The sequence below is a fragment of the Micromonospora sp. C41 genome (assembly GCF_018070485.1).
Taxonomy (GTDB): domain Bacteria; phylum Actinomycetota; class Actinomycetes; order Mycobacteriales; family Micromonosporaceae; genus Micromonospora; species Micromonospora chalcea.
The window spans coordinates 1-16,445 of the sequence record NZ_JAGPXP010000059.1; the positions used below are offsets into that span (position 1 = coordinate 1).

Genomic DNA, 16,445 nt, shown 5'->3' on the forward strand with positions numbered 1-16,445 from the left:
TCCAGCAGGTTCATCACATGCCGCCGAGAAGCCATGCCCGGCAGCACATACCACCCGACCCAAGATCCCTACCACGTGACACATGTATCGGGACTTCAACGCTGACAGATGTCATGGGACTGAACAGTCTCCATGACAGCCGTTTCCTTCCAAGATCTCGCCGCGCGGCGAGGCCAGGTGGGGCGAACCGCAGTCCGCTCCCCATGACGCGGTGCCGCCACCGGGTCATCGTTGACACTCACGCCCGAGCCCACCGCGCTCCCGGCGCCGCCCCGCCCCGTTGATCAAGGAGTTTGTGTCCGCCTGCACAACCGTGGGGGACACAAACTCCTTGATCACGCGAGGCAGGCGGTTGGGCTGTCGGGCGTGGCGGGGAGGGAAAGGGCGCCGAAAGGGAGTGGAGGTCAGGCGGCCTGGGGGTGAGAAGGGCGGCGGGTGCGGCGGCCGGACAGGCGGGCCGCGCGGAAGGTGAACGTGGCGATCACCACTGCCGCGCCGCAGCGGGTGCAGATCAGCTCCGGGCAGTCGGCGCCGTGCCCGTCGCCGCAGGGCGGCGCCTCGAACAGCACGACGTCCTCGCAGGTGTCGCAGTGCAGCTCGCGGTCAGACACGGGTGGCTCCTCTCGCTCCGGGCCCGGGGCGAGGCGGTGTGGCGCCGGCCGGTGGACCGAAGACGGATAGACCGAAAACGGAAAATAACTCCCGTGTAGTTTGGCACGCGGGTACGACACCCTCGCCGTCAGGCGGCGCGTGCCACCTCCAGCCAACGCTCCAGCGCGGCCGCCGCGGCGCCCGAGTCGACGGCCTCGGCGGCCCGGTCCAGGTTGGTCCGCAGCGCCTCGTGCAGATCGCCGTCGAGCGGGCCCTGGGTGGACAGCGCCACAGCGGCGTTGACCAGCACCGCGTCCCGTACCGGGCCGGTCTCGCCGGCGAGCAGGCGGCGTACCACGTCGGCGTTGTAGGCCGCGTCTCCGCCGCGCAGGTCGGCCAGGGTGGCCCGGGGTACCCCGAGCTCCGCCGCGTCCAGCAGCGCCTCCGTGACGGTGCCCTGCTGCGCCACCCAGACCCGGGTGGGCGCGCCGGTGCTGAACTCGTCCAGGCCGTCCTCGCCGCGTACCACGATCGCGGAGTCGCCCCGGGCCGCGAACACGGCCGCCATCACCGGGGCCATCCGCTTGTCGAAGCAGCCCACCGCGCCCGCGCGGGGCCGCGCCGGGTTGGTCAGCGGGCCGAGGAAGTTGAACGCGGTGGGTACGCCGATCTCGCGCCGGACCGGGCCGGTGTGCCGCATCCCGGGGTGGAAGCGGGCGGCGAAGCAGAAGCCGATGCCGGCCTCGGTGACGCAGCGGGCCACCTGCTCGGGCTCCAGGTCCAGCGGTACGCCGAGTTCCTCCAGCACGTCCGCGGTGCCGCACGAGGAGGAGGCGGCCCGGTTGCCGTGCTTGACCACGCGGACGCCGGCCCCGGCGACCACGAGCGCCGCCATGGTGGAGATGTTCACCGTGTGCGCGAGGTCACCGCCGGTGCCGACCACGTCCAGCGCGGTGTCGCGTACCTCGTCGGGCAGGAGCACCGGCACCGCGCGGGTCAGCATGGTCTCGACCAGGCCGCCCAGCTCGGCGGGGGTCTCGCCCTTGGTGCGCAGCGCCACGGCGAACCCGGCGATCTGCGCCGGTGTCGCCGAGCCGGCCATGATCTCGCCCATCGCCCACGCCGTGTCGGCGGTGGAGAGCTCCTCGCCGCGCAGCAGCGCGTTGAGCAGAAGCGGCCAGGTCCGTTCGCCCATGACGGGCCTCCCGAGCGGCGTGAGGAAAGCGGTTGGGGCTTGCCACGGCCGCGTCGCCGTGGCGCGCGAGGGCCGGGGGATCAGGCCGCGGCGTGGGTGCGGCGCAGCAGCTCCGCGACGGTGCTGCCGGCGACCACCGGGTCCAGCGGGTGGGTCAGCGTGGCGTCGACCTCGGCGTACGCGGCCAGCCAGCGGTCGGCGGCGCGGGCCAGCACCACGCAGGTCGGCGGCGCGTCGTCCCGGTCGTCCTTGATCTGGCGGGCGATGCCGATGCCGCCGCCCGGGCTCGCCTCGCCGTCGAGCAGCAGCAGGTCGATCTCGTAGTCGTCGACCAGCCGGACGCAGGCGGCGTACTCGTCGGCCTCGACGAACTCGATCTCGATGCCGGGCGCCGGGCGGGTGCCCACGGCCAGCCGCATCCGGTCGCGGACTTTCGGGTCGTCGCTGTAGAGCAGGACGGTGCAAAGACGATCGCTCATCGTGACGTGGCTCCCACCTCGTAGCTGCCCGCTGATCGTAGCGGGCGTCACGTTCGGCCTGTCCTCCGCCCGGGCGGGGGAGGGCGTACCCCGTCAGGGGCCTCAGGCGCTCGCTTCCGCGGCGCGCTCGCGGGCCTCCTGGCGGTCCAGTTCGCGGTCGAGCCGGCGGGCCTCGCGCTCGGACTGTCTGACCCACTGGACGACCAGGACGGCGAGCATGGTGACGCTGACGAACTCGCCGCCGGCCCAGAGGACGCCTCCGGCCACCACCTGGTCGTTCCAGGGGTCGGACCAGGACAGGTTGAGCGACGGGTACCAGTCGCCGCCGAACAGCGTGGTGCTCTGCATGATGGTGAGCCCGAGCACGGTGTGGAACGGCACCGAGAGCAGCATGAGCAGCGCGCGCGCCGGGTACGGCCAGCGTCCGGGCAGCGGGTCGAGGCCGAGCAGCGGCCAGAAGAAGACGCAGCCGGTGGCGATGAAGTGCGCGTGGACGAGTTCGTGCGCCCACTCGTGGCGCAGGGTGAACTCGTAGAGGTCGGTGAAGTAGAGCGCGAACGGGTTCACCACGAAGATGGTGAACGCCACGAGCGGGAAGCTGTAGATCCGCGCGATCCGGCTGTGCACGATCGCGAGCAGGCGCTTGCGCGGGCGTACCGGCAGCGTGCGCAGCGCCAGCGTGACCGGCGCGCCGAGCGCCAGGAAGATCGGCGCGATCATCGACAGCACCATGTGCTGGACCATGTGCACCGAGAGCAGGGCGGTGTCGTACGCGCCGAGCCCGGTGAGCGTGACCAGCGCGATGCCGCCGAGGCCGGGGCCGAGGAACGACACGGTACGGATGACCGGCCAGCGGTCGCCGCGCAGCCGCAGCCGGTGCACCCCGTAGAGGTACAGGCCGGCGGCGAGCACGATGCCCAGCGTGAGCCAGCTGTCCAGCCGGGTCTCGGTGAACACCCGGGCCACGGTGAACGGCGGCGGGGCGCTCTCGCCTCCCGCCGCCAGCGTCGCCGGAACGGCCGAGGTGACGGCGAGGATCTGATCGACGTGCAGCACGCTTTTCAGGGTAGGTCAGGCGAAGCGGACCACCACGATCGGGCCACGGAAGGGCCGGGTTTGGCACCCCGCTGATCGTCGGTCCCGGTCAGGGGCAATAATGACCGCGTGACTGCGGCCCCAGCCATTGACAAGAGCCGGATCCACTCCCTGACGCGACCCAACATGGTCAGCGTCGGGACGATCGTGTGGCTCTCCAGCGAACTCATGTTCTTCGCGGCGCTGTTCGCGATGTACTTCTCCATCCGCGCGGCTGCGCCGGAGCAGTGGGAGAAGCACACCGAGGTGCTGAACATCCCGTACGCGACCACGTTCACGGTGATCCTGGTGCTCTCCTCGATCACCTGTCAGATCGGCGTGTTCGCGGCCGAGCGCGGCGACGTCCACGCCCTGCGCCGGTGGTTCACGATCACGTTCATCATGGGTCTGATCTTCGTACTCGGTCAGCTGAACGAGTACCGGACCCTGGTGCACGAGGGCGTGAAGATCAACGAAGACGGCTACGGGTCGATGTTCTACCTCACCACCGGATTCCACGGTCTGCACGTGACCGGCGGTCTGGTCGCCTTCATCATCTTCATGATCCGCACCACCATGGGTCGGTTCACCCCAGCCCAGGCGACCTCGGCGATCGTCGTGTCCTACTACTGGCACTTCGTGGACGTCGTGTGGATCGCGCTCTACGCCATGATCTACTGGCTCCAGTGATCTTGGCGCGTCACGAACCGCGCCGCTGCTCCGTCCCCTGAGACAAGGTCCAACCGGTTAAGGACACAGGTCATGACTTCTGACAACGACCGCCGACGCGGTCTGCTCGCGCGGCTGCGCGGGCGGCCCGTAGCGCGCAGCAGGGGCCGCCGCCGGCTGGGCGCCGCGGTCCGGCTGTTCGCCGCGCTGATGCTGGCCGGCGGTGCCTACACCGTCTTCGCCCCCGGCGTGCAGGCGCAGGACAACCCGCCGTTGACCGCCGCAGGCAACGAGGGTAAGGCGCTGTTCGACGTGAGCTGTGTGACCTGTCACGGTCGCAATGCCCAGGGCGTCGAGGGCCGTGGTCCGAGCCTGATCGGCGTCGGGTCCGCCTCGGTGGAGTTCCAGGTGAGCAGCGGTCGCATGCCGATGGCCCGGCAGGAGGCCCAGGCCATGCGCAAGCCGCCGCAGTTCACCGACGAGCAGGTGCGCCAGCTCGGGCAGTACATCCAGGAGCTCGGTGGCGGTCCGGAGGTGCCCAACGGCGACCTGCGTGAGGGCGCCAACCTGGCCACCGGTGGCGAGCTGTTCCGGATCAACTGCTCGCAGTGCCACGCCTTCGGCGGTGGCGGCGGTGCGCTGTCCTCCGGCAAGTACGCGCCGAGCCTCGCGCCGGCCAGCGACCGGCAGATCTACGCCGCGATGCTGAGCGGTCCGCAGAACATGCCGGTGTTCGGTGACAACCAGATCACGCCGCAGGAGAAGGCGGACATCATCGCCTACATCCAGGACACGCTGAAGAACGACGGCGACCCGGGCGGGTTCAACCTGGGCCGGTACGGCCCGTCGACCGAGGGCATCGCGATCTTCCTGGTCGGCATCGTCGCGCTGGTCTTCGCGAGCCTGTGGATTGCGGGCAAGTCGTGACCGGACGGATCAATGGTTCCAGTGCTGTGGCGCCGACCCCCGGCGTCACCCGTAGCGAGGTGACGGCATGAGCACCCACACCGAGCACCAGGCCCAGCGGGGCCCGGAGCCGCTCGACGTGAACGACCCCCGGCTCTCCCGGTTCGAGGTCGTTCAGGAGGGCGCCCGGCGGGACGACATCGAGATCGTCCACTACGAGCCGCAGGTGGTCCCGGGCAGCAAGGCCGAGCGCCGGCTGACCCGTACCGTCGCCCTGATGTTCCTGCTGACCGGCGTCTTCGCGACCGCCTTCCTGGTGGTCTACATCTGGTGGCCGTGGCAGTGGGAGCCGGGTCGCGGCGGCGACAAGCTCTACACGCCGCTGCTCGGCGTGACGCTGGGCCTGGCGCTGCTGGGCATCGGTTTCGGCATCCTGACCTGGGGCAAGAAGCTGCTGCCCAAGGAGGTGTCGATCCAGGACCGGCACGACCAGGTCGACGACCCGGAGGGTCGCAAGATCACCGGTGAGACGATGCTCTACCTCGCCGACGAGATGGGCGTACGCCGCCGGCCGCTGCTGGGCATCTCGCTGCTCGCCGGCCTGGCGCCGGTGGGCGCGGTGGCCGCCGCGCCGCTGATCGGTGGCCTGATCGAGCAGCCGCACAAGAACAACCAGATGTTCACCACCGGCTTCCAGCCGGGCGAGGGCGGCAAGAAGATCCGGCTGATCCGTGAGGACGGCCGTCCGATCCGCCCGGCCGACGTCAGCGTCGGCGGCCAGCTCACCGTGTTCCCGGGCATCGACGGCGGCGTCAGCAACAAGCACGCCGACTCGCCCACCCTGCTCATCCACCTGCGGGAGGACGACGCGCAGAAGTCGCGCGCCGCGAACGAGCGCAAGGGCCACGGCGACTACATGTGGGGCAACTACGTCGCGTACTCCAAGATCTGTACGCACGCCGGCTGCCCGGCCAGCCTCTACGAGCAGCAGACCAACCGCCTGCTCTGCCCCTGCCACCAGTCCCAGTTCCTCATCACCGACAACGCCAAGCCGATCTTCGGCCCGGCGAACCGGCCGCTGCCGCAGCTGCCGATCGAGGTGGACGAGGAGGGCTTCTTCGTGGCGAAGTCCGACTACACCGAGACCATCGGTCCCGACTTCTGGGAGCGGCCATGAAGCGCCGAAAGTTTGATGCCGCCGCGCTGCCGGCCAAGAGCGCGCGGGCGGTGGACGACCGCTTCCAGGTGGCCACGCCCCTGCGCAAGCTGCTGAACAAGGTCTTCCCCGACCACTGGTCGTTCCTGCTGGGCGAGATCGCGCTCTTCTCGTTCATCGTCCTGCTGCTGACCGGCGTCTTCCTGACGTTCTTCTTCGAGCCGACGATGACCGAGGTCATCTACAACGGCAGCTACGCGCCGCTGCGGGGCACCCCCATGTCGGCCGCGTACGCCTCCAGCCTGGACATCTCGTTCGATGTCCGGGGTGGCCTGATCATGCGGCAGATGCACCACTGGGCGGCCCTGCTGTTCATGGCCGCGATCGTGGTGCACATGCTGCGGGTGTTCTTCACCGGCGCGTTCCGCAAGCCGCGTGAGACCAACTGGATCATCGGTTCGCTGCTGTTCTGGGTCGGCTTCCTGGCCGGCTTCACCGGCTACTCGCTGCCGGACGACGGCCTGTCCGGCACCGGTCTGCGCATCGCCTCCGCGATCATCCTGTCGATCCCGGTGATCGGGTCCTGGGTCAGCTCGTCGATCTTCGGCGGGGAGTTCCCCGGCACCATCATCATCAGCCGCTTCTTCATCGCCCACGTGCTGCTCGTCCCGGGTCTGCTGGTGGCGCTGATCAGCGTGCACCTCGGCCTGGTGTTCAAGCAGAAGCACACCCAGTGGCCCGGCCCCGGCCGGACCAACTCCAACGTGGTCGGCGAGCGGATGTTCCCGCGCTACGCGCTCAAGCAGGGCGGCTTCTTCATGGTCGTCTTCGGCGTGATCGCGCTGATGGGCGGCCTGTTCCAGATCAACCCGATCTGGCTGTTCGGCCCGTACGAGGCGTGGGTGGTCTCGGCGGCCAGCCAGCCCGACTGGTACGTCATGTTCCTCGACGGCTCGACCCGGCTCATGCCGGGCTGGGAGATCCACATCCCGATCGGCAACGGGTACGTCATCCCACCGCTGTTCTGGCCGACGGTGGTCCTACCCGGAATCCTGGTGGGCCTGTCGACGATGTACCCGTTCCTGGAGGCGCGCCGTCTCAAGGACTACAAGCACCACAACCTGCTCCAGCGGCCCCGGGACGTTCCGGCCCGGACCGCCGTGGGCGCCATGGCGCTGGCCTTCTACATCGTGCTGACGCTCTCCGGCGCCAACGACGTCATCGCCGACAAGTTCCACATCAGCCTGAACGCGATGACCTGGGCCGGCCGGATCGGCCTGCTGATCCTGCCGCCGATCGCGTACTACATCACGTACCGGATCTGCCTGGGTCTGCAGCAGCACGACCGGGAGGTGCTGGCCCACGGCGTGGAGACCGGCATCATCAAGCGGCTGCCCGACGGCCGGTTCGTCGAGGTCCACCAGCCGCTCACCTCGGCCGAGGGGCACGACGGTCACCCGCCGGCACTGGACTACGTCGGCTGGGTGGTGCCGAAGAAGATGAACCGGCTCGGCGCCCTCGGCCCGGCGATCCGGGGCTTCTTCTACCCGATCGAGAAGCCGGCCGAGGCGCCGGTCTCGCCGGGGCACCCGCCGGTCGAGGACCGGCCGGAGCGGGAGGAGATCGGCAGCGGCGAGAGCCGTCGCTGACCTTCCCGGTACGACTGACAGTGGCGCCCGCCGGATCATCCGGCGGGCGCCACTGCCGGTTTACGTGCCTGTCGTCCGGTTGTGCCCGCCCGGTGCCCGACGTGCGGTGCACCGGTCCCCGCCGCCCCCCGACACGGACGGGTGGAATCGCAGGAATAACCCCGGTCAGCCGGGTATCCGTGCGGTCCGACGTCTCATGGGGGAGGAAAGATGCTGGGAATCAAACGCCTGGGCCTGATGGCCGCGCTGGTGGTCGTGGGGCTGGCGCCCGCCGCCGCGGCACAGGCCGCGGCGCAGCCGTCGACGCAGGACACGCAGTACCTGCAGGCGGTGCACCAGGTCAACCTGTTCGAGATCACCGCCGGTAACCTGGCCCAGCAGAAGGGTCAGAACCAGCAGGTCAAGGACCTGGGCAAGATGTTCGTCACGGACCACACCCAGCTGGACCAGACGGTGCAGTCGACCGCCCAGCAGCTCAACGTGCAGCTGCCGGCCGACCCGACCGCCGACCAGCAGAAGGTCCTCGACAAGCTGAACAACCTCAACGGGGCCGAGTTCGACAAGGCCTGGGTGACCGCGCAGCTCGCCGGCCACGTCCAGGCCATCCAGGCCACCCAGACCGAGATCTCGCAGGGCTCGGAGCAGTCGGTGGTGCAGATCGCGCAGGACGCGCTGCCGGTCCTGCAGGCGCACTACGACGCGCTGGTGGCCCTGGCCCAGACGCTGGGCGTCCCGGTTCCGCAGACCAGTGCCAGCGGCACGCCCAGCCCGGGCGGCACCACCTCGCCGGGTGGCACCGAGTCGCCGGCTCCGGGCGGCACCGAGACCGAGGAGCCCGCTCCGGGCACCACGGAGACCCCGGTGCCCAGCCAGAGCTGACGTACCGCACGGTCGACGGTGGCCGGTCCGCCCACGGGGCGGGCCGGCCACCGGCTCGTGTCAGTCGGCGCTCGCGAGCCCGATCGCGAACGCCTCCTCCAGGTCGTGCTGCGAGTACGCGCGGAACGCGATGTGCGACTCGGTGTTCAGCACGCCCGGCACCTTCGAGATGCTGCCGGCGATGACCTGCGCGATCTGCTCGAACTCCCGGACGCGGACCATGGCGATCAGGTCGACGTGCCCGGCCACCGAGTAGACCTCGCTGACGCCGGGCAGGTTGGCCAGGGTCTCAGCCACCTCGGGGATGGAGTCGGTGGCGCAGTCGATCAGCACGATCGCGGTGATCACGGGACGGTTCTCCGTTCGTCGGCGACGAGGCCCATGCTAGATCCCGCAGCCCTCACCGCGCCGCCGGGACGGTCAGGTCGTCCCCGGCCCGGATCACCCGGTGGAGGCTCTCCCCGGCCGCGACGGTCGCGCCCGGCCACACCACGGACCGGTCCACGTCGCCGTCCACCCGCGCACCCGCGCCCACCACCGAGCCGGTGACCCGGCCGGTCACCGTCGCCGCCGTGTCCACCAGCCCGTCCGGTCCGGCGGCGTGCAGGTTGGCGTCCAGGTAGTCGGCCGGGGTGCCGGTGTCGTAGAACGTGCCCCGGTAGGGCACCACGGTGAGCGCGCCGGCCGCCTCCGCGGGCCGCCACACCGCCCGGACCAGGTCGCCGAACGTGGCCGGCAGGTCGCGGACCAGCCGCCAGGGCAGCAGCGAGAAACCCACGAACTCGTGGCCCTCGAACGTCCCGGGGGCGTCCGGGTCGTCGGCGGGCCGGCCGAGCAGGCGTACGCCGTGCCCGTCCCAGCCGTCCAGCAGCGCGGCGATGTCCGGCCCGGGCGGGGCCGCCGGATCGGCCAGGTACGCGTCGGCGTTGCCCACCAGCACGCCCCGGCCGGCGATCCAGTCCCGCAGCCGGCCGACGCCTCCGGCGGTGCCCAGCGGGGCGTCCGGCTCGACCGACAGGTGGGCCCGGTCGCCGACCCGCGCGACCACCTGGTCACCCAGGTAGCAGGCGTTCACCGCGACCCGTTCCGGACCGGCCAGGCCGAGCCCGGCCAGCCGGGCCAGCGCCCGGTCCAGCAGCGGGACGTTGCCGACCGGGCAGAGCGCCTTCGGCACCCGCTCGGTGAGCGGGCGCAGCCGGGTGCCCTCACCGGCGGCCAGCACCACCGCGCACACCTCGCCCCCCGGCGCCGGAGCGCCCGCGTACGGGGTGCTCACGCGGCCGGTGGGCGCTCGCCGGCGCGCGGGCCGATGCCGTAGAAGCCCAGCAGGTTCGCGGTGGCGCGGCTGAGCCGGGGCAGGTCGTCCAGCGGATGGAAGGCGGCCTCGAAGACCTCGGCCCCGTCCACCTTCAGCTCGGTGGTCGACGCCGGCACCTCCGCCTCGAAGACCACGTCCACCCAGCCCTTGGCGTGCACCACCGCGTTCGGCACCGCCGGGCGCAGCGCGTCGGGGGACAGGCGGACACCTGATTCCTCGTACAGCTCCCGGGCGGCGCCGACCACCGGGGCCTCGCCGCGTTGCAGCAGCCCGGCGGGCAGCGTCCAGCTGTAGCCGGGCGGCTGGCGCAGCAGCAGGATGCGGCCCGCGCCGGTGGCCTCCGCGTCCTTGACCAGCGTGACCGCGCCGACGACGTACTTCGGCACGGCCAGCCGCACCAGCCGCCGCCGCAGCGGGACCGGAAGCCGGTAGAAGATCTGGTAGCCGAGGGCCCGTCCGGTGGCACGCGCGCGGGGGATCATGCCGTCCAGGCTAGTGGTCCCGGTGCGGACCGGCTTCGTCTACTGCCTGTGGTCGACCAGATCGATCAACTGCTGGACCACGGTGTCCGGCTCGACGGTGCGGTCGAAGACCGCCACCAGCATCGTCTCCAGGTCGGGGTAGCCCAGTTCCTCGGACAGCCGCAGCAGCGGCAGGTCGCTGGCCAGACCCCGATTGTGCTTGCGCAGCGCCAGGCCGATGGAGGCCCGGCCGAGGCGTACCTTGTCGGCGATCGAGATGCCCGGCTCGGTGTGCTCGGCGAACCAGCGGTTGATCTGCATCTGGGCGTGCGGCGACTTGACGAAGCCCAGCCACTCCCGGCGCGGGCCGCGCGGGGCCACGTCGGCCTCGAAGCCGCTCTCCGCGTCGCGCTCGGTGTAGATCTCCACCACGTCGCCCTCCTCCAGTTCGGAGGAGAGCGGGGCGAGCCGGCCGTTGATCCGGGCCGCCAGGCAGTGGTCGCCGCGCTCGGTGCCCAGCTCGTACGCGAGGTCGACCGGCGTGGCCCCGGCCGGCAGCACCACCTGCCGCCCGTCGGCGACGACCTGGATCTGCGCCTCCGACAGGTCGCAGCGCAGCGACTCCATGAACTGGGTCGGGTCGACGGTCTCCTGCTCCCAGTCGAGCACCCGGCGCAGCCAGGCCAGCTCGTCCGCCCGGTCGACGGCCCGGCCCGCGGCGCGGGGGAAGCGGTAGTGGGCGGCTACGCCGTACTCCGCGGAGCGGTGCATCTCGGTGGTGCGGATCAGCACCTCGACGGTGCGGTCCTGCGGGCCGCAGACGCTCGTGTGCAGGGAGCGGTAGAGGTTGTTCTTCGGGGAGGCGATGAAGTCCTTGAAGCGGCCCGGCACCGGCCGCCAGAGCCCGTGCACGGCGCCCAGCGCGGCGTAACAGTCGGTCGCCGGACCGTCCACCACGATCGCGATACGCGGCAGGTCGTACGGGGCCGTGTGACCGCCGGCGACGGTGTCCTTCCAGATCGAGTAGAGGTGGCGGGGGCGGGGGGAGACGTCGGCGTCGACCCGGTTGCGGCGCAGCGCCACCCGGGTGCGGGCCACCACGTCGGCGAGGTAGGCGTCCCAGCCGGGCCGGTCGTGCACGAAGCGGGCGAGCCGGGCGTGCTCCTCCGGCCGCAGGTGCAGCAGGACCACGTCGTCCAGCTCGCGTTTGAGCGTCTGGATACCGAGCCGGTCGCAGAGCGGGACCAGCACCTCCTGGGTCTTGCGGGCGATCCGCTCCCGGGACGCGGCCGAGCGGACGCCGAGCGTACGCATGTTGTGCAGCCGGTCGGCCAGCTTGATCACCAGCACCCGGACGTCCTTGCCGGCCGCCACGATCATCTTACGGACGGTCTCCGCCTCGGCGGCCTTGCCGTAGAACGCCTTGTCGAACTTCGTCACGCCGTCGACCAGGTGGGCGACCTCGCGGCCGAAGTCCTCCTGGAGCGCCTGGAGCGTGTAGCGGGTGTCCTCCACCGTGTCGTGCAGCAGCGCGGCGACCAGCGTGATGGTGTCCATGCCGAGGTCGGCGCAGATCTGCGCCACCGCCAGCGGATGGGTGATGTACGGCTCGCCGCTCTTGCGGAACTGGCCGCGGTGCATGTTCTCGGCGATCGTGTAGGCGCGGCGCAACACCGAGGCGTCGGCGCTCGCGTGGATGCCGCGATGGGCCCGGACCAGCGCGGTGACCGGGTCGCCGTCGGAGGTCGGCCAGGTGAGCAGGGAACGCAGGCGGCGGGTGAGTGGCAGTTCGCCCTGGGCTGGAAGCGCGCCACCCAGGGCGGCGCCGTGTCCGGCGTCGACGTCCACCTGGGACACCTCCTCACCCCGGCCCTCGGCCGCCGGGAACCGGCGACCGGGAGCAGAGCCCGCGAATCGGGCAGGTCTGCACTCCTTTAACAGACTAAGGGAGTCGAGGTAGTCCGATCGGTCAGTTGGTCATGAGCGTTCGGTCGAGACTTTGTGGGTTCCGCCGCTCTCCGCCTTCGTCAGGAGGTCGCGGAAACGCCCCGCGCCGGCCACCGGCGAGGCCCATCCGGCGCTCGCCTCGACCAGGCGGGTCTCCGGTCGCTCCAACCAGGACAGGATCCGTTCGGTCTCCTCGGCGGTCGCGGCCGGCACCGGCCCGTGCCCGGGCAGCACCGTCTCGGCGGTGGCCCGGATCGCGTCGATCGTCGGTCGCGGATGGACACCCGGCGGGGACACCCCGGCCCCCGCCAGCCGCCCGTGCCGCACCAGCGCCAGCTCCCAGCCGCCCCGGGCCGCCGGCCGGGCGGCGGCCAGCTCGGCGATGCCGGTCAGCGCGGCCAGCCGCTGCATCCGGACCGCCGCGCGCAGCACCGCGACCAGCCGCCCGCGCACCACAGCCGCCTCCTCGTAGCGCTGGGCGGCCGACAGCACCTCGATGCGGGCGAGCAGCGCGTCCACCACCACGCCGGGATCGTCGCTGGTGGCGGTGCGGAACGGCGTCGCCGCCCGGTCGTCGTACTCCTCGGGGGTGATCCGGTGCTCGCAGGGCGCCGGGCAGCGACCCAGCTCGGCCAGCGCGCAGGCCGGCATGGTGGTGCGCCGGGACAGCCGGTGCGTGCACTGCCGCAGCGGCACCGCGTCGTGGAAGCCGGCGGCGGCCAGCTCCGCCGCCTGCCGGGACCGGAACGGCCCCAGGTAGGCCGTGTCGGTGGGCGCGATGTCGCGCACGATCGACAACCGGGGGTACGCCTCGTCGGTGAGCTTCAGCCACACCTGGCGCTCCGGATACTTCGACCTGCGGTTGTACGGCGGCGCGTGCGCCGCGATCAGCCGCAGCTCGCGGACCTCCGCCTCCAGCGAGTGGGCGCACTCCACCGCCTCCACCCGCTCGGCGGCGGCGAGCATCTCGGAGATCCGGGCCCGCTTCTCCGCGGCAGTGAAGTAGCTGCGCACCCGGGTGGCGATGTCGCCGGACGTGCCGACGTAGAGCGGCCGGTCGTCGGCGGCCCGGAAGATGTAGACGCCCGGCACCTTCGGCAGCCCGTCGGCGAGGTGCCGCTTGCGGCGCTGGGTGGGTGTGACCGCGCGGGCGAACTCGATCGCCTCGCCGACCGTGTCGACGCGGTGCCCGCCGAGCCGGCCGATCAGCCCGTGCAGCACGTCGACGGTGGCCTTGGCGTCGTCCAGCGCCCGGTGGGTGGGCTGGGTCGCGGTGCGGAAGTAGGCGGCGAGCGTGCCCAGCTTGCGGTTGGGCACCTCGTCGCGGGTCAGCACCCGCCGGGCCAGCGCGGCCGTGTCCAGCACCCGCGGGTTGGGCCAGCGGTAGCCGTGCTTCGCGCAGGCCGCCTTGAGGAACCCCACGTCGTACGGCGCGTTGTGGGCGACCAGCACGGCGTCGCCGACGAACTCCAGGAAGCTCGGCAGCACCTGCTCGATCGGCGGGGCGGGCAGCAGCATGGCCTGCGTGATGCCGGTGAGCACGGTGATGAACGGCGGGATCGGCACGCCCGGGTTGACCAGCGTGGCGAGCACGCCCAGCTCCTCGCCGCCGCGCACCTTCACCGCGCCGATCTCGGTGATCCCGCCGCCGTCGGGCGCGCCGCCCGTGGTCTCCAGGTCGACCACCACGAAGGTGGTCGCGTAGAGCGGCAGCGCCGGGTCCACGCCGCTGCCCGCCGCAGTGTCCAGGCCGGCCAGCGACTCCTGGACGTACTCCGCTCGTGTCACCCGCGGGACGCTAGCGGCACGGTCCGACACTTGCGTCACTGCGGCCCCAGGAGATACCACGGGGGTACGATGAGAGATCGGCTCACTCACCGGGCGGTGGGCCCGTTCGGGGTGGGAGACTTGCCTCATGCCCCTCACCGAGCCGCACGACGACCACTCCTCCGCGGAGGAGCCGGTCCTCGGCGTGCCCGGCGCCGGTGAGGACGCGCCGACCCCGGTCGAGCCCGAGCCCACCCTGCCCGAACCGGTCCGGCAGCGGATCGTGACGCTCACCGCGGCCGTGCTGCCCGGCCTGCCCGCCGACGAGGTGCCGGTGCCGCTGCGGCGGGTCGCCAAGTTCGCCCCGAACCGCCGCGCCCGGCTCGGCGCGCCCGCGATCGCCGCCCAGCTCACCGCCGACCCGCTGTTCCGGCAGCGGGTCACCGCCCGGGTGCTCGCCGACGCCGGCGACCTCGGCGCGGCGGTGGTGGAGGGCACCGCGCCGGCCGCCGCCGACCCGGTCGAGGTGGCCGCGCTGGCCTACCTGGCCCGGCCCCGGGGCTGGCGGGAACTGATCGAGGCCAGCGGCGAGGCGGTACGCGCCGAGGCCGACAGCGCTGTGGTGGCCGAACTGGTCCGCGAGGCCGAGCAGCGGGCCGCGCGCGCCGAGCACGACCGGGCGGTGGCCCGGGTGGAGGCGGAGAAGCTGCGCGACGAGCTGGCCCGGGTCCGCGAGGAACTCGGTCAGCTCCGCGAGGAGGCGCGCCAGCTCGCCCGTACCCTGCGGGAGACCCAGGCCCGCGAGCGCAAGGCCACCGAACTGCTCGCCACCGAGCGGGGCCGGGCGGCCCGCGCGGCGGCCGACGCGGACGCCGAGCTGCGCCGCGCCCGGGCCCGGCTGGCCGAGGCGGAGGCCGCCGCCGGCGTGGCCCGGGCCAGCGCCAAGGAGGCCCGGTCGGTCGACGACGCCCGGCTGTGGCTGCTGCTGGAGACGATCGGCCAGGCCGCGGTCGGGCTGCGCCGCGAGCTGGCGCTCGACCCGGTGGACAAGCTTCCGGCCGACTTCGTCGCCGACGCGTTCGCCGAGCAGCCGGGCGCCGCGCAGGCCGGCCCGTCGACGCGGGCCCGCGACACCGACGACCCGGCCCGCCTCGACCAGTTGCTCGCGCTGCCCCGGGCACACCTGGTGGTGGACGGTTACAACGTGACGAAGCGGGGCTTCGGCGAGATGTCGCTGGAGCAGCAGCGCAAACGGCTGATCACCGGGCTGGGCGGGATCGCCGCGCAGACCGGGGACGAGGTCACAGTCGTCTTCGACGGCGCCGAGCGGATCCACGGCCTGCCCCCGGCGCCGCGTGGCGTGCGGGTGCTGTTCTCCCGTAAGGGCGAGACCGCGGACGAGCTGATCCGCCGGCTGGTCCGCGCCGAGCCGGCCGGGCGGCCGGTGGTCGTGGTCTCCTCCGACCGCGAGGTCGCCGACGGGGTACGCCGGCACGGCGCGTACCCGCTGGGCGCCGACTCGCTGCTGCGGCGCCTGGCCCGCTCCTGAGCCTTCTCTCTCCCCCCTTGATCGACTCCAGATCGGGGGAGTGGTGGGGTCGGGCGCGTGCTGATCGCGCCACTTCGGCGTACTGGTTGGGGTTCGCGGCGGGTGCTGCCTCGTTGTCCGGTTCTGTCGTACCCCGGCGTTAGCGTTCTGGTGACCGACGGTGGTGGTCCCTTCCCCGAGCGCCACCGGCGACCCGTCAGGAGGCGTTGATGCTCATCGACTGCGACACCTGCGGCAACCGTGGCGCCGGCTGCTCCGGCTGTCTGGTGACCGCACTGCTCGATTCCGACCCGGCCGACCTGGGCCCGGCCGAGCACCGGGCGATCGAGGTGTTCGCGCGGGCCGGGTTCGAGGTCGAGGTGCTACCACCACCCGCGCCCGCCGAGGCGCTGGCGCCGATGCCCCGCCGCCCCGGCCGTCGCCGCCGGGTCGCCTGACGCCGCCCGCTGCCCGCCGCCCGCCGCCCGCCGCCCGCCGCCCGCTGCCCGCCGGCTTCCGCCTGCCGCTGAAGGAACGCTGCCCCGGGGTGCTCAGGGCGGCCGCCGGGATCACCCCGTCCACCGCATGTCGATCGGGCCCGGGCCGCCGTCTGCCGCGTCGGCCCACCCTGGCCTGCGCTGCTCCTCGGTCCCCGAGTCTGGATCCCAGCCACATCTGACGCTCCCTTCTCGTCCCCGCCCCGGCAAGGGCCGCCGATCTTGGAGGTGTGGGGCCCAGGCGGTCCGAGTAGCCACGTTGGTCAGCCGCCACAACTCCAAGATCGGCGCGCGGGGCGGGCTGGGGCCGCGCGGGGGCGGGGCGGGGG

General features: G+C 72.3%; 16 protein-coding genes. 7 read left to right on the forward strand and 9 right to left on the reverse strand.

Annotation, left to right across the window (positions count from 1 at the left end):
• Positions 1-404: 404 nt before the first annotated feature.
• The 4 genes from KBX43_RS30895 to KBX43_RS30910 form a co-directional block, all read right to left on the reverse strand.
• Positions 405-611, reverse strand: coding sequence for a hypothetical protein (locus KBX43_RS30895; protein ID WP_043329371.1), 207 nt, complete (start codon positions 609-611; stop codon positions 405-407).
• A 128-nt stretch (positions 612-739) separates the two neighbouring features.
• Positions 740-1,786, reverse strand: coding sequence for an anthranilate phosphoribosyltransferase (trpD, locus tag KBX43_RS30900; protein ID WP_043329373.1), 1,047 nt, complete (start codon positions 1,784-1,786; stop codon positions 740-742).
• 80 nt (positions 1,787-1,866) lie between these two features.
• Positions 1,867-2,265, reverse strand: coding sequence for a chemotaxis protein CheY (locus KBX43_RS30905; protein WP_030500140.1), 399 nt, complete (start codon positions 2,263-2,265; stop codon positions 1,867-1,869).
• A 102-nt stretch (positions 2,266-2,367) separates the two neighbouring features.
• On the reverse strand, positions 2,368-3,321 hold the full coding sequence (locus KBX43_RS30910; protein WP_030500141.1) for a cytochrome c oxidase assembly protein: 954 nt from the start codon (positions 3,319-3,321) through the stop codon (positions 2,368-2,370).
• Positions 3,322-3,429: 108 nt separating this feature from the next.
• Here KBX43_RS30910 and KBX43_RS30915 point away from each other — a divergent pair, with 108 nt between their 5' ends.
• The 5 genes from KBX43_RS30915 to KBX43_RS30935 all read left to right on the forward strand — a co-directional run bounded on the left by KBX43_RS30915 (position 3,430) and on the right by KBX43_RS30935 (position 8,598).
• Positions 3,430-4,029 carry a heme-copper oxidase subunit III gene (locus KBX43_RS30915; protein ID WP_043329376.1) on the forward strand — a complete coding sequence of 200 codons (600 nt, stop codon included), beginning with the start codon at positions 3,430-3,432 and terminating at the stop codon, positions 4,027-4,029.
• A 72-nt stretch (positions 4,030-4,101) separates the two neighbouring features.
• Positions 4,102-4,935, forward strand: coding sequence for a cytochrome c (locus tag KBX43_RS30920; RefSeq protein ID WP_030500143.1), 834 nt, complete (start codon positions 4,102-4,104; stop codon positions 4,933-4,935).
• Between the two features lie 67 nt (positions 4,936-5,002).
• Complete coding sequence (locus tag KBX43_RS30925) at positions 5,003-6,091, forward strand: ubiquinol-cytochrome c reductase iron-sulfur subunit (RefSeq protein WP_030500144.1); 1,089 nt, start codon at positions 5,003-5,005, stop codon at positions 6,089-6,091.
• A complete protein-coding gene (locus KBX43_RS30930; protein ID WP_030500145.1) occupies positions 6,088-7,719 on the forward strand; it encodes a cytochrome b N-terminal domain-containing protein in 1,632 nt (543 codons plus the stop codon). Before KBX43_RS30925 ends, KBX43_RS30930 begins: the two co-directional genes overlap by 4 nt.
• Positions 7,720-7,929: 210 nt before the next feature.
• Positions 7,930-8,598 (forward strand): DUF4142 domain-containing protein, encoded by a 669-nt coding sequence (locus KBX43_RS30935; protein ID WP_030500146.1) that lies wholly within the window; start codon positions 7,930-7,932, stop codon positions 8,596-8,598.
• Positions 8,599-8,658: 60 nt separating this feature from the next.
• Here the strand turns inward: KBX43_RS30935 and KBX43_RS30940 are convergent, their stop codons facing one another.
• The 5 genes from KBX43_RS30940 to KBX43_RS30960 all read right to left on the reverse strand — a co-directional run bounded on the left by KBX43_RS30940 (position 8,659) and on the right by KBX43_RS30960 (position 14,112).
• Positions 8,659-8,946 carry an Lrp/AsnC family transcriptional regulator gene (locus KBX43_RS30940; RefSeq protein WP_043329379.1) on the reverse strand — a complete coding sequence of 96 codons (288 nt, stop codon included), beginning with the start codon at positions 8,944-8,946 and terminating at the stop codon, positions 8,659-8,661.
• Positions 8,947-8,998: 52 nt separating this feature from the next.
• Positions 8,999-9,874 carry a sugar phosphate nucleotidyltransferase gene (locus KBX43_RS30945; protein ID WP_210888578.1) on the reverse strand — a complete coding sequence of 292 codons (876 nt, stop codon included), beginning with the start codon at positions 9,872-9,874 and terminating at the stop codon, positions 8,999-9,001.
• Positions 9,871-10,398 (reverse strand): NUDIX hydrolase, encoded by a 528-nt coding sequence (locus KBX43_RS30950; RefSeq protein ID WP_064445183.1) that lies wholly within the window; start codon positions 10,396-10,398, stop codon positions 9,871-9,873. Before KBX43_RS30950 ends, KBX43_RS30945 begins: the two co-directional genes overlap by 4 nt.
• A 39-nt stretch (positions 10,399-10,437) precedes the next feature.
• Positions 10,438-12,225, reverse strand: coding sequence for a bifunctional (p)ppGpp synthetase/guanosine-3',5'-bis(diphosphate) 3'-pyrophosphohydrolase (locus KBX43_RS30955; protein ID WP_030500149.1), 1,788 nt, complete (start codon positions 12,223-12,225; stop codon positions 10,438-10,440).
• 129 nt (positions 12,226-12,354) lie between these two features.
• Positions 12,355-14,112: a DEDD exonuclease domain-containing protein gene (locus KBX43_RS30960; protein ID WP_043329382.1), complete on the reverse strand. Its 1,758-nt coding sequence runs from the start codon at positions 14,110-14,112 to the stop codon at positions 12,355-12,357.
• A 127-nt stretch (positions 14,113-14,239) separates the two neighbouring features.
• On the opposite strand from KBX43_RS30960, the gene KBX43_RS30965 reads away from it, so the two are divergent.
• On the forward strand, positions 14,240-15,640 hold the full coding sequence (locus tag KBX43_RS30965; protein ID WP_113972547.1) for an NYN domain-containing protein: 1,401 nt from the start codon (positions 14,240-14,242) through the stop codon (positions 15,638-15,640).
• A gap of 209 nt (positions 15,641-15,849) precedes the next feature.
• A complete protein-coding gene (locus KBX43_RS30970) occupies positions 15,850-16,077 on the forward strand; it encodes a hypothetical protein (protein ID WP_043329386.1) in 228 nt (75 codons plus the stop codon).
• The last annotated feature ends 368 nt before the right edge of the window (positions 16,078-16,445 follow it).